Source organism: Luteipulveratus halotolerans, assembly GCF_001247745.1.
Taxonomy (GTDB): Bacteria; Actinomycetota; Actinomycetes; order Actinomycetales; family Dermatophilaceae; genus Luteipulveratus; species Luteipulveratus halotolerans.
In genome coordinates this window covers 685,847-701,872 of the sequence record NZ_LAIR01000002.1, presented here as the reverse complement: position 1 = coordinate 701,872, position 16,026 = coordinate 685,847, and the positions used below count along the sequence as shown (strand labels likewise).

Annotated in this window: 13 protein-coding genes; 7 read left to right on the top strand and 6 right to left on the bottom strand. The window is 70.0% G+C overall.

Annotated elements, in window-relative coordinates:
- From VV01_RS22740 to typA, 4 genes are read right to left on the bottom strand one after another with little or no spacing between them, the layout of a single operon-like run.
- Positions 1-2,742, bottom strand: a complete 2,742-nt coding sequence (locus tag VV01_RS22740; RefSeq protein ID WP_050668754.1) for a VanW family protein — start codon at positions 2,740-2,742, stop codon at positions 1-3.
- Positions 2,739-3,245, bottom strand: a complete 507-nt coding sequence (locus VV01_RS03930) for a flavin reductase family protein (protein ID WP_050668753.1) — start codon at positions 3,243-3,245, stop codon at positions 2,739-2,741. Before VV01_RS03930 ends, VV01_RS22740 begins: the two co-directional genes overlap by 4 nt.
- Positions 3,242-4,114, bottom strand: coding sequence for a PIG-L family deacetylase (locus tag VV01_RS03925; RefSeq protein WP_050668752.1), 873 nt, complete (start codon positions 4,112-4,114; stop codon positions 3,242-3,244). Before VV01_RS03925 ends, VV01_RS03930 begins: the two co-directional genes overlap by 4 nt.
- A gap of 15 nt (positions 4,115-4,129) precedes the next feature.
- Positions 4,130-6,022, bottom strand: a complete 1,893-nt coding sequence (typA, locus tag VV01_RS03920) for a translational GTPase TypA (protein WP_050668751.1) — start codon at positions 6,020-6,022, stop codon at positions 4,130-4,132.
- An 80-nt stretch (positions 6,023-6,102) separates the two neighbouring features.
- Between typA and VV01_RS03915 the strand changes: the two genes are divergently transcribed.
- Positions 6,103-6,573, top strand: a complete 471-nt coding sequence (locus tag VV01_RS03915) for a MarR family winged helix-turn-helix transcriptional regulator (RefSeq protein ID WP_050668750.1) — start codon at positions 6,103-6,105, stop codon at positions 6,571-6,573.
- On the opposite strand, the gene VV01_RS03910 is transcribed toward VV01_RS03915, so the two are convergent.
- On the bottom strand, positions 6,562-6,999 hold the full coding sequence (locus VV01_RS03910) for a (deoxy)nucleoside triphosphate pyrophosphohydrolase (RefSeq protein ID WP_231635144.1): 438 nt from the start codon (positions 6,997-6,999) through the stop codon (positions 6,562-6,564). The two genes, VV01_RS03915 and VV01_RS03910, sit on opposite strands and share 12 nt — an antisense overlap.
- A 188-nt stretch (positions 7,000-7,187) precedes the next feature.
- On the opposite strand from VV01_RS03910, the gene VV01_RS03905 reads away from it, so the two are divergent.
- From VV01_RS03905 to VV01_RS03880, 6 genes are all read left to right on the top strand, one after another.
- Positions 7,188-8,852: an ABC transporter substrate-binding protein gene (locus VV01_RS03905; RefSeq protein ID WP_050668748.1), complete on the top strand. Its 1,665-nt coding sequence runs from the start codon at positions 7,188-7,190 to the stop codon at positions 8,850-8,852.
- An 83-nt stretch (positions 8,853-8,935) separates the two neighbouring features.
- Entirely contained in the window at positions 8,936-9,943 is a 1,008-nt protein-coding gene (locus VV01_RS03900) for an ABC transporter permease (protein WP_050668747.1), read from the top strand.
- A gap of 23 nt (positions 9,944-9,966) precedes the next feature.
- Positions 9,967-10,935 (top strand): ABC transporter permease, encoded by a 969-nt coding sequence (locus VV01_RS03895; protein ID WP_050668746.1) that lies wholly within the window; start codon positions 9,967-9,969, stop codon positions 10,933-10,935.
- 7 nt (positions 10,936-10,942) lie between these two features.
- The gene (locus VV01_RS03890; RefSeq protein WP_050668745.1) at positions 10,943-11,980 is read left to right on the top strand and encodes an ABC transporter ATP-binding protein; all 1,038 of its coding nucleotides are present in this window, start codon (positions 10,943-10,945) and stop codon (positions 11,978-11,980) included.
- Positions 11,980-13,155, top strand: coding sequence for an ABC transporter ATP-binding protein (locus VV01_RS03885; protein ID WP_050668744.1), 1,176 nt, complete (start codon positions 11,980-11,982; stop codon positions 13,153-13,155). Before VV01_RS03890 ends, VV01_RS03885 begins: the two co-directional genes overlap by 1 nt.
- Positions 13,156-13,232: 77 nt before the next feature.
- Positions 13,233-14,582, top strand: coding sequence for an acyltransferase family protein (locus tag VV01_RS03880; RefSeq protein ID WP_050668743.1), 1,350 nt, complete (start codon positions 13,233-13,235; stop codon positions 14,580-14,582).
- Here VV01_RS03880 and VV01_RS03875 read toward each other — a convergent pair.
- Positions 14,540-15,979: a DHA2 family efflux MFS transporter permease subunit gene (locus VV01_RS03875; protein ID WP_082221164.1), complete on the bottom strand. Its 1,440-nt coding sequence runs from the start codon at positions 15,977-15,979 to the stop codon at positions 14,540-14,542. The genes VV01_RS03880 and VV01_RS03875 overlap by 43 nt on opposite strands.
- Between the last annotated feature and the right edge of the window lie 47 nt (positions 15,980-16,026).

Genomic DNA, 16,026 nt, shown 5'->3' with positions numbered 1-16,026 from the left:
TCAGTCCTGCGGAGGCTCGGTGCTCTTGGACGGAGGCTTGGTGCTCGAACCCGCCGGAGCCTTGCCGCAGACGATGTCGTCAGCCGCCTTGTAGGTCGTCGTGATCTTCTCGTTCTTGACGACCTCAGAGCCCTTCTTGACCGTCCGGAACACATCGACGGTGAAGCCGGGGTTGGGCGACACCTCGATGCACTCGGGGTGCTCGTCGTAGACCTTCTTGGGCTGGGTCTTGTTGCGGGGCTTGCCCGTGGTCGTCGTGACCGTGAACGCCTTCTTGCCGTAGAAGCGCATCACGACCTCGTTGCCCTCGGTGCCGGCCTGGATCAGGATCGGCGCCCCGGTGTCGTTGGTCCACTTGTTGTCCAGGCTCGGGATCCACAGGGTGGCCTCGCGGCCCATCGGGTAGCGCTTGATCCAGAACGAGTGGGGCTTGTGCTCGTCCAGCTGCACCCCCGCGAAGAACGCGGTGTTGTAGACCGTCGTCGAGACCTGCGAGACGCCGCCACCCATCGCCGGACGCTCGCGCCCGCCCTGGATGGTCGGGGCGTCGACGTAGCCCTGCTCCGCGGTCATCTCGCCGCCCAGGGCGTTGACCAGGCTGAACTGCTCGCCCGGCGCCACGACCTGGCCGTTGAGGATGCTCAGCGCCACCTTGATGTTCTTGGTACGCGCCGCGTTGGACTCACCACCGGGGAACCGCGAGCGGAACTCGGAGATCGCCGTCGTGGTGTTGACCGACTTGACCTGCTCGGTGGTGATCTTGGCCTTGACCGGCGAGGTGGGCACGGTCGCCGTACGGCTCTCGGAGGTCAGCGCGGCGAGCACGGCCGGACCGACCTTGGCGCGGTCGATCTGCGAGCCGTCCTGGGCCGGCGTGATCTTGGGCTGGCCTCCCGTGAGCTCGATCCTGGCGTTGCGAGCCGGCTTGTCGAACTTCGGCTCGGACTCGGCGATCTTGTCGACGAGCTTCTCGGTGTCGAGCACCGGCGTCAGCCGGCCGCGGTCGTTCTTGACGGACAGGTACGCCGACATCTGCTTCGGCGACAGGCTCGCCTCAGCGCTGCCGTCGGTGACGGTGATGTCGCCCGACATCGCCTTGTAGGCGAATGTGCTCACGAACCGGTCGATCTCGGCGTTCTTGAGGCGACCCTCACGCTCACCGATCGGTGCGGAGTACTGGCGCTTGCCGGGCCAGCCCTTGCTGATCTGAGCCGCGACCGCATCGGAGTCGATGCCCTGACCCGGCTTGGACCGGACGACCTCGACCTCACCGTCCTCGAACTTGACCGAGCCGTCGACCGGGGCACTCGTCAGCAGCGGTGCGGCGGCCTTGTCGACCGCCTCGGCGACCTTGGCGGAGTCGGTCTTGACCACACCTGCGCGGTCCTCGCCACCGGTGAAGTAGCCGAACACCCGACCGGGGCCGAAGCCGCGTCCGCCGAGTCCGTCGAGTGACTTCGGCACGTCGAGCGCGAGACCGGCCGAGGCCGGCTGCAGCTGGACACGGTCCTCGCCCACGGTCACGCTGACCGGCTGCGCGGCCAGGCGGGTGGCCTCGGCGTTGAGCTTGGCGGTGGCGTCGGCCTTGCTGAGGCCACCGACCTCGACACCGGCGACCGTCGTACCGGAGGAGATCCGGTCGCCCTCCCACAGGGCGAGCGCGACGTAGGCGCCGATCAGCACGAACGCGAGCACGCCCACACGCAGCCAGATGTTGCGCAGCAGGTCGTCGCGCGCGGGCTTGGGCGACGGCGCGGTGGCCGGCCGGGCGGTGGTGCCCTCGGCCTGGTCGTCGGCCAGGTCGTCCAGGTCGTACGCCGGTGCGGCCGCACCGGCAGCCACCGGCCGGTGCCCGATCGGGTGGGCCTGCGTCGCATCCGGGTCCGGACCCGCAGCGGGCTGCTCCGGCCGCGCCACGCGCTCGGGCTCAGGCGCGGGTGTCGGCTCGGGACGTGCGGGCGGTGTGGCGCTGACCTGCTCGGTGCGCGGCGGCTTGGCCGGTGCGGGCAGCGGAGCCGCGCCGACGACCGTGGCGTCGTCGTCCGCGGGCTCCTCGACGACCTCGTCGTCAGGTGCCGACGTGGGCTGCTCAGGCGCGCCGTCCTTGCGGATGTCGACCGGCTGCGTACGGGCCTCGGAGGCGTCCTCGGGCTCGGGCGTCGGGGTGCGCTCGGCGACCACGGTCTCGTCCTCGACGGGCTCCGCGTCAGCCTTGGGCTCGGCGACCACTGTCTCGTCCTCAGCAGACTCGGCGTCGCTGCTGTCTTCGACGGACTCGGCATCGCTGCTGTCGTCGGCGGACTCCGCCTCGACGGCCGGCTCAGCGACGACCGTCTCATCGGTGTCGGCGGCGTCGGTGTCGGCGGCGTCGGTGTCGGCGGCGTCGGTGTCGGCGGCGTCGGTGTCGGCGGCGTCGGTGTCGGCGGCGTCGGTGTCGGCGGCGTCGGTGTCGGCGGCGTCGGTGTCGGCAGCGTCGGTGTCGGCAGCGTCGGTGTCGGCAGCGTCGGTGTCGGCAGCGTCGGTGTCGGCAGCGTCGGTGTCGGCAGCGTCGGTGTCGGCGGCGTCCTCCACGGACTCGCGAACGGACTCGTCGGCGTCCTGCGGCTCGACCTCGGAAGCGCCGGACTCATCGGTCGAGGCGGTGTCCTGCGGAGTGCCCTGCTCGTCTGCGGCCTGCTCGGCCGCGGACTCCTCCACCTCAGGCTGCTCGGCCTTCGGTGTCCCCTCGTCCTTCGTACTCACTCCAGTGCTCCAAATCGTCCTCGGTAGTAGACCAGGGCGTCCCCCGGGTGCTCGCTGGTCTGCACCGAGAGTACGTGGCCCACCACCAACGTGTGATCGCCTGCGGCGTGTGTCTGCACCGTCCGAAGCTCCATCTGCGCCAGTGCCTCCGACAGCAGTGGTACGCCGGTCGCCTCGCCCCTGTGGTGCGGCACCCGGTCGAGCTGCCCGTGCAGCGGACGACCGCGTGTCGCCAGCCATTGTGCCGTGCCGCGGGCGGTCGCCGGAAGGATGCTCACGCCCCACACGCCGGAGTCCATCACCGCGTCGTAGAAACGCGCCTCGTTCTCGACGCTGACGAGCATGAGGAGCGGGTCGAGGGAGACCGAGCAGACGGCGTTGGCGGTCATCGCGTGGTCGATCTCGCCGGACCGCGTACTGACGACCGTGACACCCGTCGCGAACCTGCTCACGGCACGCCGGTAGGCGCCCTCGTCGACGTCGGTCACCTGCTCGCTCGTCATCGTCCCTCCAGTCCTCGTCGTGGCCGGCCCGAGCCTGCCACCGTACGACCGTCACGCGGATCGAGCTCGACGAACCCCTCGCGACCGGACAACCGGGCGAGCACGTCGTTGGACAGCGCGTAGAACTCCTCGTCGAGCACCCGCACCTGGGTGGCGTGGTGCTGCAGCGCGGCAGCCTGCCGCCGCCGTGCCGCGAGGTCGACGACCTCGTGGGTCACCACCTCGTCGGGAGCCACGGACAGCTCGGGGGCGTACGGCTCAGGTGCCAGGGTGACACCCCAGCCGTGACGCACGTCAGGGGCGACGCCGGCCGTCGCGGCGCGGTCGTCAGCCGCCCACGAGCGTGGCGTCAGAGCGGCGAAAAGCCTTGGCGGAGAAGGCATCTCACGCACAGCAACCACCGTCGCACGATGCGTCTGGATGTGATCGGGGTGGCCGTACCCGCCGCGCTCGTCATAGGTCACCACGACGTCGGCGGCACAGCGCTCGACGTGAGCACGCACCACGGCAGCCGCCTCGTCGACGGGCACCGACACGAACGCGCGGGGGTGGCGCGCCGACAGCGTACCGACCATGCCGGAGTCGCGGTAGCCCTCGTGCAGCGTCCACGACGCGACGCCCATGACGTCCATGGCCGCGGCGAGCTCATCGCGCCGTACGCCGGCCAGGTCGCTCCCCTGCTCGGGGTCGCGCTCCTGGCCGGCGGGCAGCTCGAGGTGCTTCAGCTCGGCCGGGATGACCTCGCCCTCCTCACCGGCGGTCATGGTGAGGACGTGCACCTCGTCACCGGCAGCGACGTGGTGCGCGATCGAGACGCCGGTCCACAGGGACTCGTCGTCAGGATGGGCGTGGACGAAGAGCAGACGCACGGTCGGGCAGGAACTTCAGCGACGGGCGCGGGCAGCAGCGCGGGCGCGCTCACCGGCGTCGAGGATGACCTTGCGGATGCGGATGGCGTCCGGGGTCACCTCGACGCACTCGTCCTCGCGGCAGAACTCCAGGGACTGCTCGAGCGAGAGCTTGCGCGGCGGCACGACCTTCTCGAAGTTGTCGGCCGACGACGCACGCACGTTGGTCAGCTTCTTCTCCTTGGTGATGTTGACGTCCATGTCGTCGGCGCGGGAGTTCTCGCCGACGATCATGCCCTCGTACACCTCGGTGCTCGGCTCGACGAACAGCGAGCCGCGCTCCTGAAGGTTGACCATCGCGTAGGAGGTCACCGGGCCGGAGCGGTCCGCGACGAGCGAGCCGGAGACGCGCGTGGTGATGGTGCCGACCCACGGCTCGTAGCCCTCGAAGATGTGGTGGGCGATGCCCGCGCCACGGGTCTCGGTGAGGAACTCGGTGCGGAAGCCGATCAGGCCGCGCGACGGCACGAGGAACTCCATACGGATCCAGCCGGTGCCGTGGTTGGTCATCTGCTCCATGCGGCCCTTGCGCGCCGCGAGCACCTGCGTGATCGCGCCGAGGTACTCCTCGGGGGTGTCGATCGTCAGGCGCTCGACCGGCTCGTGGGTCTTGCCGTCGACCTCCTTGGTGACGACCTGCGGCTTGCCGACGGTCAGCTCGAAGCCCTCGCGCCGCATCTGCTCGACCAGGATCGCCAGCGCGAGCTCACCACGGCCCTGGACCTCCCAGGCGTCGGGACGCTCGGTCGGCAGGACGCGCAGCGACACGTTGCCGATGAGCTCCTTGTCGAGGCGGTCCTTGACCATGCGCGCGGTGACCTTGGTGCCCTTGGTCGGCCCACGGCCCACCAGCGGGGACGTGTTGGTGCCCAGCGTCAGCGAGATCGCCGGCTCGTCGACGGTGATGACCGGCAGCGGGATCGGGTTGTCGGCGTCGGCGATCGTGTCGCCGATCATGATCTCCGGGATGCCGGCGATGGCGATGATGTCGCCGGGGCGGGCCGCGCCGGTGTCGAGCGGCTTGCGCACCAGACCCTCGGTGATCAGCAGCTCGGTGATCTTGACCTTCTCGGTCGAGCCGTCGTGGCGGCACCAGGTGACCTGCTGGCCCTTGCGCAGCTCACCGTTGAACACGCGCAGCAGTGCCAGGCGGCCGAGGAAGTTGCTCGAGTCGAGGTTGGTGACGTGTGCCTGGAGCGGGGCGTCGTCGTCGTACGACGGGGCCGGGATCGTCTCCATGATGGTCTTGAAGAGCGGCTCGAGGTCCTCGTTGTCGGGGAGGGTGCCGTCCTGCGGGCGGTTGAGGCTCGCGGCACCGGCCTTGCCGGAGGCGTAGACGATCGGGAACTCGATCTGGTCCTCGTCGGCGTCGAGGTCCATGAACAGCTCGTAGGCCTCGTCGACGACCTCGGCGATGCGGCTGTCGGGTCGGTCGACCTTGTTGATGCACAGGATGACCGGCATCTTGGCGGCGAGCGCCTTGCGCAGCACGAACCGGGTCTGGGGCAGCGGGCCCTCGGACGCGTCGACGAGCAGGACGACACCGTCGACCATCGACAGGCCGCGCTCGACCTCGCCACCGAAGTCGGCGTGACCGGGAGTGTCGATGATGTTGATCGTGACGCCGTCGGGGGCGTCGTGCGCAGCAGCAGAGGGACCGTTGTAGTGGATCGCCGTGTTCTTGGCGAGGATCGTGATGCCCTTCTCGCGCTCCAGGTCACCGCTGTCCATGGCCCGCTCGTCGACGTGGTCGTGCTCGCCGAAGGCACCTCCCTGCCAGAGCATCTTGTCGACAAGAGTGGTCTTGCCGTGATCGACGTGGGCGACGATGGCGACATTGCGGATGTCGCTGCGAGACATGCTGGGCATGATCCCTAGTGTCTCAGGATTTTCGAGCCCCGCTGACCACCCGCCCGGCGGGCGGACGGTGCCGCGCTTACCCTGACCCCATGCCGCAGTCCGCGTCCCGCCGACCCGCGGTGCCCGACGAGCTCTTCTACAACGTGTTCCTCATCGAGCAGCAGGTCGGAGCGGTGCTCTCACAGGCTCTGCAGGGCACGGGCATCACGCCCTCGGAGTTCGCGATCTACTCAGCCCTGGCGATGCACCGCGAGCCGGTCAAGCCCAGCGACCTCGCCGACGAGCTGTCCTTGCCGCGCTCGACGCTGACGGGCTACCTCGGCACCCTCGAACGCCGCGCCCACCTGTCGCGGGTGCCCAACCCCGCCGACGGCCGGTCCTCGTACGTCGCGCTCACCCCGGCCGGCGCCGAGGCCCACCGCGGCGCCGCCCGGTCGGCGATGGCGGCCCAGGCGCGACTCGACGAACGACTGGGCTCCGACCTCACCGGCGTACGAGCCGCCCTGGTGACGCTGTACTCGCACCTGGACGCAGCCCTCGCCGACCCCTCAACCGTCTGAGGCCAGCAGCCGCTGCACCGCCTCGATGACGGGACGGTCGTCGCGCAGCCAGCCCACGTCGTACAGCTCGGTCTGCTCCAACCAGCGCAGCGCGTCGTGCTCGGCCAGGGCCCGGGGCGTCCCGTGGATGATGCGCGCGAGCCGGACGTGCATGGCGTAGGCGTCGCCCAGCGGCCACGCTCCCCTCTCGGTCCCGCCGACGAGCGGGCCGGGCACCACCTCGCCCAGCTCGACCTGCACGCCGAGCTCCTCGTCGAGCTCGCGATGCAGAGCCTGATCGAGTCCCTCACCCGGCTCGACCTTGCCGACGGGCAGCTCCCAGCCGCCGGCGAGAGAGGAGGGCTCGGTACGCCGGGCGGCGAGCAGCCGCGTCGGCCGGGTCAGGTCGTCGACGAGTGCCGCGCCCACCACGAGTCGTCTGGTCACGGGCGACAGCGTGCCAGGTCGCAGGTGTCGTGCATCTGGCGTCGAGGTGGCCAGATCTCAACTCGGACAAGGCTCGCCGTTAACGCCCCCGTCTCGGCATGTGGTCGGTAGTGTCGCGCGCACTCCACATCAAGACGGGTCCATGCGCGCACTCCGAGCGCCTGGGGCTGAAGGACTGAGAGGTATCCATGAAGGTCAACCGCAAGGCCTCGGCCATCGCTGCGGCCAGTGTCGCCGCACTGGCCCTGGCGTCGTGCGCATCCTCCGACCGCGACAGCGGCGGCGACAGCAGTGGCGACTCCGGTGGCGGCACGTTCACGTTCGGCGCGGCCGGCGCCCCGGCCAGCTTCGACCCGTTCTACGGCACCGACGGCGAGACGTTCCGCCCGGCACGCCAGATCTTCGAGACGCTCGTCGACTTCAAGCCCGGCACCGCCGACCTCGCCCCCGGCCTGGCCACCAAGTGGACCCCGTCCAACGGCGGCAAGACCTGGACGTTCGACCTGAAGTCCGGCGTGAAGTTCACCGACGGCACGCCGTTCAACGCCGACGCCGTCTGCAAGAACTTCACCCGCATGTTCGACCAGAACGAGGCCGGCCAGACCGCGGCGTCGTACTGGGCCGACAACATGGGCGGCTTCAAGTCCAAGGGTGCGGCCGAGGCGCTCTACAAGAGCTGCGCGGCCAAGGGCGCCAACCAGGTCGTGCTCGAGATCAGCCGACCGACCTCGAAGTTCCCCGCCCTGCTCGGCCTGCCGTCGTTCTCGATGCAGAGCCCGACCGCGATGGACAAGTACAAGGCCAACCAGATCACCCCGCAGGGTGACGGCTACACCTACTCCGAGTACGCCAAGTCGCACCCGACCGGCACGGGCAAGTTCAAGCTCGACAAGTACGACGAGGCCAACAAGACCATCACGCTGGTCCGCAACGACGCCTACGCGGGTGAGAAGGCCAAGCCCGCCAAGCTCGTGTTCAAGATCATCCCGGACGAGTCCTCGCGCCGGCAGGCCCTGCAGGCCGGCACGATCGACGGCTACGACCTGCCCAACCCGGTCGACTGGCCGACGCTCAAGAAGGACTACAACCTGGCGATCCGCCCGGCCTTCAACCTGCTCTACCTGGGCTTCAACCCCAAGGCCAACCCGGCGCTGAAGGACCTCAAGGTCCGCCAGGCCCTGATGTACGCCATCAACCGCGAGGGCTTCGTCAAGGCTCAGCTGCCCGAGGGCGCCAAGGTCGCCACGCAGTGGATCCCCGACACGGTCGACGGCTACAACAGCGGCGTCACCCAGTACGGCTACGACGTCAACAAGGCCAAGCAGCTCCTCAAGGAGGCCGGCCAGCCCAACCCGACGATCAAGCTGTGGTACCCGTCCGAGGTGAGCCGTCCGTACATGCCGGACCCGCAGAAGGTCTTCCAGGCGGTCAAGGCCGACTGGGAGAAGGCCGGCGTCAAGGTCCAGCCGGTCACCAAGCCGTGGAACGGCGGCTACCTCACCAGCACCGACCAGGGTCAGGCGGACGCGTTCTTCCTGGGCTGGACCGGTGACTACAACACGGCCGACAACTTCGTCGCCAACTTCTTCGGCTCGCCCGGTGGCGCGTTCGGTGTCGACGGCTACCCGTTCGGCCAGACGCTGCTGAAGGAGATCAAGGACGCCGACGGCATCGTCGACTCCGCTCAGCGCAAGTCCGCCTACGAGACCCTCATGGGCAAGCTCATGAAGGACTACATGGTCGGCCTGCCGATCTCATCCAGCCCGCCGGCGCTGGTCTTCGCCAAGAACGTCAGTGGCGTCGTCCCCAGCCCGTTGACCGCGGAGGACTTCTCCACCGCCGTCAAGAAGTAGCGCACGCTCAGGCGGGGCGCCCTCACCCGGGCGCCCCGCCTGCTGCGCCGCCGCAGCCGTACCCGTGACCCGGAGAGGCCCTCGTGCTCAGATTCATCGTGCGCCGCATCTTGCAGATGATCGGCGTGCTGTTCGTGCTCTCGATCCTGTTGTTCGCCTGGACCCGGTCGCTGCCGGGTGGGCCCGTCGACGCCATCTGCGGTGAGCGCTGCAACGCCGACCAGCGCCAGGCCCTGCGAGCCCAGCTCGGTCTCGACAAGTCGGTGCCTGCGCAGTACTGGACGTTCCTGACCAATGCCTTCCAGGGCAAGTTCGGCACGTCCACGGGTGTGCTCCCCGGCACCGACGCGCTCGACCTGTTCCTCAAGCGACTGCCCGCCACCATCGAGCTCTCGTTCGGCGCGATCCTCATCGCCCTCGTCCTCGGTGTGCCGCTCGGGTTCCTCGCCGCCAAGCGCCGCGGCGGCTGGCTCGACAACACCTCGGTCATGACCTCGCTGATCGGCGTGGCCGTGCCGGTGTTCTTCATCGCCTACCTGCTCAAGTACTTCCTGGCGATCAAGTACCACGTGCTGCCGTTGCAGGGACGCCAGGACGACATCGACGCCACGCGCGTCACCGGGTTCTTCGTCCTCGACGGACTGCTCACCCAGGAGTGGGACGCCGCCTGGAACGCGCTGAAGCATCTCGTGCTGCCGTCGATCGCGTTGTCGACGATCCCGTTCGCCGTGATCTTCCGCATCACTCGCGCATCGGTGCTCGACGTCCTCGACGAGGACTACGTGCGGACGGCCGAGGCCAAGGGACTCACCAGCCGCACCATCCGCGACCGCCACGTCCTGCGCAACGCGATGCTCCCGGTGGTGACCACCCTGGGCCTGCAGATCGGCGCGCTGCTCGGTGGCGCCGTGCTGACCGAGCGGGTGTTCGTCTGGGGTGGCGTCGGTGAGTCGCTGGCCAACGCGTTCTCACTCAAGGACTACGCCGTGATCCAGGTCTTCATCCTGATGGCCGCGGCCGGCTACGTCATCATCAACCTGCTGGTCGACATCATGTATGCGGTCATCGACCCCCGCGTGCGGACGAGGTGACCCCCGTGAGCTCTTTGAACCCCATGACTCGCAAGAAGGAACGCATCGACGAGCTCGCCACGGCGGCCGCAGGCGAGGGCCAGGTGGCCGACGCCGGCGCCGTCGCCGGTGGCGAGGGCACCAGCCTGTGGGCGAGCGCGTGGCGGCGACTGCGGCGTAACCCGATCTTCATCGTCGGCGCCGTGCTGACGCTCCTGGTGATCCTGCTCGCCGTCTTCGCCCCGCTCATCGCCGAGCACGGCCCGACCGACCGGATCCTCGCCGACAAGGTGTCGCGCTCGTCCAACCCGGTGCCCGGGCCCGAGCCGGGTTCGCTGCTCGGCGCCGACAGCAGCGGCCTGGGCTGGGACCTGTTCTCGCGTCTGGTCTACGGCTCGCGGATGACCCTGGTGATCGGCTTCGCCGCGACGCTGGCCGGATTCTTCGGCGGCCTGGTGCTCGGCACCCTCGCCGGCGCCTTCGGCGGCTGGGTCGACTCGGTGGTGATGCGCATCGTCGACGTGATGCTCTCGATCCCCTCGATCCTGCTCGCCACCGCCGTCGCCACGTTGTTCGGCGACCCGTCCAACCTCACCCTGATCATTGCGATCGCGACCGTGCAGATCCCGATCTTCGCGCGGCTCCTGCGCGGCTCGATGCTCGCCCAGCGCAGCAGCGACCACGTGCTCGCCGCTCGGTCGCTCGGTGTCAGACGGGGCGCCATCGTCCGGCGGCACATGCTGCCCAACTCGCTGGCACCGGTGCTCGTACAGGCCACGCTCGTGCTCGCGACCGCCGTCATCGAGGCCGCGGGCCTGACGTTCCTCGGCCTCGGCGCGGCCACCAACGACGTGCCCGAGTGGGGTCAGATGCTCGGCGAGTCGCAGGCGTTCTTCGACTCCTTCCCGCACCTGGCCTTCTGGCCGGCGGGCTGCATCATCGTCACCGCCCTCGGCTTCACCCTGATGGGTGAGTCGCTGCGCGAGGCCCTCGACCCCAAGAGCAGGAGGTGAGGCAGCGATGACTGCCACCACGACCCAGAGCGGGGGCACCGCGCGTACGGCCAAGGAGCCGCTGCTGCAGGTGCGTGACCTGTCCGTCACGTTCAAGCGTTCGGGCGAGGAGCCCTTCCACGCCGTCAGCAACGTGTCCTTCGACGTCCAGCCCGGGCAGACCGTCGGCCTGGTCGGCGAGTCCGGTTGCGGCAAGTCGGTGACCTCGCTCGCGATCATGGGCCTGCTGCCCAGCCGCGGCAACACCGTGAGCGGTGAGGCGATCTTCGACGGCACCGACCTGCTGTCCCTGTCGCCCAAGCAGATGCGCGACCGGCGCGGTCGCGACGTCGCGATGATCTTCCAGGACCCGCTGTCGTCGCTGAACCCCGTCGTCCCGATCGGCCGTCAGGTCACGGAGGTGATGGAGCGCCACCGCGGGATGTCGCGCAAGGAGGCCGAGCCGCACGCCCGCGAGCTGCTCGCCAAGGTCGGCATCCCCGACCCGAGCCGGCGCCTGAAGGAGTACCCCCACCAGCTGTCCGGCGGGATGCGGCAGCGCGCGCTCATCGCGATGGCGCTGGCGTGCGAGCCGCGGCTGCTGATCGCCGACGAGCCGACCACCGCGCTCGACGTGACGATCCAGGCGCAGATCCTCGCCCTGCTCAAGGAGCTCGTCCAGGACTCCGACACCGCGCTGATCATGATCACCCACGACCTGGGCGTGGTCGCGGGTCTGTGCGACGAGGTCAACGTGCTCTACGGCGGTCGCATCGTCGAGCGCGCCGACCGCTACGACCTGTTCGCCCGGCCGCGCCATCCCTACACGCACGGCCTGCTCGCCTCGATCCCGCGCCTGGACTCCGCGCGCGGTGAGCCGCTCAACCCGGTCCCGGGCTCGGTCGCCGACAACCTGCCGTGGGACCACGCGTGCGCGTTCGCCCCGCGGTGCGCCAATGCGATCGACACCTGTACGACCGCGCAGCCCGAGCTGGAGCAGATCGAGGGCGGGCTGGAGTCGCCCCGGCTGCTGCGCTGCCACAACCCGATCGAGCAGGAGGCCTGATGTCGACCGCGGCCACCGAGGTCAACCCCGAGCCCGACGCCGAGACGCCCGACGACGTCCTCGTCGACGTCCGCGGGCTCAAGGTCCACTTCCCCATCAAGCGCGGCGTGATCTTCGATCGCACCGTCGGTCACGTCTACGCCGTCGACGGCATGGACATGCAGATCAGGCGAGGCGAGACGTACGGCCTGGTCGGCGAGTCCGGCTGCGGCAAGTCGACGTTCGGCCGCGCGCTGCTGCGCCTGGAGGAGCCCACCGACGGCACCGTCACCTTCGACGGCGTCGACGTGGCGTCGCTCAACGGCGAGGACCTGCGCCGCAAGCGCCAGGACATGCAGATGGTCTTCCAGGACCCGATGTCCAGCCTCGACCCCCGCCAGACCGTCGAGTCACTGCTGCTCGAAGGCATGAAGGCGCACGGGCTCACCAAGGACGGCAAGGCTGCCGGCGAGCGCCTGCGCGAGCTGCTCAAGGCGGTCGGCCTGCCGCCCGCTGCGCTGAGCAAGTACCCGCACGAGTTCTCCGGCGGTCAGCGCCAGCGCATCGGCATCGCCCGCGCGCTCAGCGTCAACCCCCGGCTGATCGTCGCCGACGAGCCGGTCTCCGCGCTCGACGTGTCGGTGCAGGCGCAGGTCATCAACCTGCTCGAGGACCTGCAGGAGGAGTTCGACCTGACCTACCTGGTCGTCGCGCACGACCTGGCCGTCGTCCGCCACATCAGCGACACCGTCGGCGTGATGTACCTCGGCGCGCTGGTCGAGGAGGGTGCGGCCGACGACCTGTACGCCGAGCCGCTGCACCCCTACACCCGCGCGCTGATGTCGGCCGTGCCCGTCCCCGACCCTGGCCAGGAGGACCGCCGCGAGCGGATCATCCTCGCCGGTGACCTGCCGAGCCCGGCCAACCCGCCGACCGGCTGCCGCTTCCACACCCGCTGCCCGTGGAAGCAGGACACCCTGTGCGACACCGACCGCCCGCAGCTGCGGACGGTCGAGCTCACGGGCGTCCCGGGCACCCACCGGGTGGCGTGCCACTTCGCCGAGCAGATCCACGCCGGCGAGATCCAGCCGCACGAGGTCGACCCCGAGCTCACCGCGCAGATGGGCCTCGACGGCCCGGACGGCAAAGACATCATTCCGGTCAGCGTGGTGCACAACCCGGTCGGCGGCCCCTGATCGACGCGACACTGCGCAGCTCGGCTGCGTAGTTCTGCGGTGCTGCGGCACCACCCCGGCGGGCGAGGCTTCGGGGCATGCTCTCGACACATGCCCCGCGGCCCTCGCTCGCCGACGCCGCCGCCCGCACTCCCGCCGACCGTGACCGGTTCGTCGACCTCGCGCGGGCGCTCAGCGTCCTGACGGTCGTCCTGGGTCACTGGACGATGGCGGGCCTCGAACGCTCCGACGACGGCCTGCGCCTGCGCAACGTGCTCGAGGTCGCCACCTGGGCCCACCCGCTGACCTGGCTCGCCCAGGTGATGCCGGTGTTCTTCTTCGCGGCGGGGTTCACCAACGCACTGGCGCTGCGCAGCGGGCGCACCCGCGCGCGGGCCTTCATCGCCGGTCGCGTACGCCGGGTCCTCGCCCCCACCCTGGTCTTCGTCCCGGTCTGGCTCGCACTGGCCGTGACCCTCCCCCACCTCGGCGCACCCGCGCGACTGGTCGACTCGGCGAGCACTGCTGCGTCGATGCCGCTGTGGTTCCTCGCGGTGTACGTGCTGGTCGCGCTGACCGCACCCGCGCAGTACCGACTGCACACCCGGCACCGGGTCGCCGTGCTCGCCGGCCTGGCCGCCGCGTCCGCAGCGCTCGACGTCCTGCGCATCCACGACATCGCACCCGCGGCCTCGATGCTCAGCTTTCTCACCGTCTTCGGCTTCGCCCAGGAGCTCGGGTTCTGGTACGCCGACGGCTCGCTCACGCGCGTACGTCGACGGGCCTGGGCCGGCGTCGCCGCCGCCGCGGTCACGGCACTCACCGTCGTCACCCAGGTCGGCCCCTACCCCGTGAGCATGGTCGGCCTGCCCGGCGAGGACGTGTCGAACATGATGCCGCCAAGCGTGTGCGTCGTCCTCGTCGGCGTGCTGCAGGTGAGTCTGCTGATGCTCGCCCGCCCGATGATGCTGCGCCTGCTCGACCGCGCCCCGGTGTGGCGCGCGGTGGTCGCGGTCAACGTGCTCGTCATGCCGATCTTCCTGTGGCACCTGACCGCGTACCTCCTCGCGGCGACGCTCCTGCTGGGCGGCGGTGTCCCGACTCCCGCGCTGGCCAGTGGCGGCTGGTGGCTGCTCAAGGTCGTCTGGCTGGCACTGGCCGCTGCGATCGCGATCCCGTTGGTACGCCTCATGTCTCGCGTCGAGGTGCGCCTGCGCTGGTCATCGGTCGGGTGGGCCGGTGTCATCGGTGCGGTGCTGTGCGCGGCCGGTCTCGCGATCATCGCGGCGGCGGGACTCTCGGACCCGTTCGCCCGTGGCGGCGTACCGCTCGGTGGCGTGACCGTCGCACCGGCGTGGGGTGTGGCGCTGCTCGGTGCGGGCGCGTTGCTCGTCCGCGGCCGGGCTCAGGCGACGGGCGAGCCGGCTTCTTCGACCGGACGGTCCTGAGCCGGCCGCACGTGCGGGTTACGGAACAGCAGGGCTGCCACGACGCCGACGCAGATCACGATGCCCGGGAGATAGATCGCCTCACCCATCGCACGCGCGAACCCGGCGCGCACGGCCTCGGGCAGCTGCTGCTGACCACCCTCGGCTCCCCCGCCCATGCCCGATCCAGCAGCCCCGAGGTGCGCCGCCAGGCGTGACTCCATCAGTGCGGCGATCGCCGCACTGCCGAGCACCGCACCGACCTGACGGGTCGTGTTGTAGACACCGGCGCCGGCACCCGCGCGCTGGGGCGGGAGCGTACGAGTGGCCGTGACCGACAACGGCGACCACATGAACCCGTTGGCGACGCCGAGCAGCACGATCGGCAGCAGCAGCTGCCACACCGGCGTCCCCTCGCGCAGGATCGCGCCGAGCCACACCATCGCGACCGCGAAGCACGAGAGCCCGAACCCGGCGAGCACGCGCGGGTGCATGCGGTCGACCAGGCGCCCCACGAACGGAGCGAGCACACCGGTGAGCACCGCCATCGGTGCGAGCAGCAGCGCGGACCGCGTGGGCGACATCCCGCGTACGGCCTGGGCGTAGAGCATCAACGGGAACGCCATCGCGGTGATCGCGAAGCCGACCGAGGTGATCGCCACGTTGGCGAGGCTGAAGTTGCGGTCGGCGAACAGCACCAGGGGTACGAGCGGTTCACGGACTCCCCGCGCCTGCCACCACACGAACGCCGCCAGCACGAGCAGGCCGAGCACGATCAGCAGCGGGACCGAGAGGATGCCGTCGATCTGGCCCCAGTCGTACGTCTGACCCTCCTGGATGCCGAACACCAGCAGGAACATGCCGACCGCCGAGAGCCCCACGCCGACCAGGTCGAACTGGTGGGAGTGCACCGGCAGCCTCGGCACCAGGCGCATCGCGAGGACGAAGCCGACGATGCCGACCGGCACGTTGATGAAGAAGATCCACTCCCATCCCCAGTGATCGATGAGGAAGCCACCGACGACCGGACCGACCAGGGTGGCCATGCCGGCGACCGCACCCCAGAACCCCATCGCTCGGCCTCGACGCTCGGCCGGGAAGATGCGCGTGATCACGGCCATCGTCTGCGGGGCGAGCAGCGCCCCGCCGAGGCCCTGCAGCACGCGCGCGGCGACCAGCATGCCGACGCTCGTGGTGAGCCCGCACCACGCCGAGGCGATCGTGAAGACTGCGAGACCGACCAGGTAGACGTTCTTGGGCCCGAACCGGTCACCGAGCCGGCCGGTGATGAGCAGGGGTACGGCGTACGCGAGCAGGTAGGCGCTGGTCACCCAGACCACACCGTTGATGTCGCTGTCGAGGCCCTGCATGATCGCGGGTGTCGCCACCGACACGATCGTGGAGTCGACCAGGATCATGAAGAAGCCGATGCACAGCGCGTAGAGCGCCGGCCACGGCTTGAGGT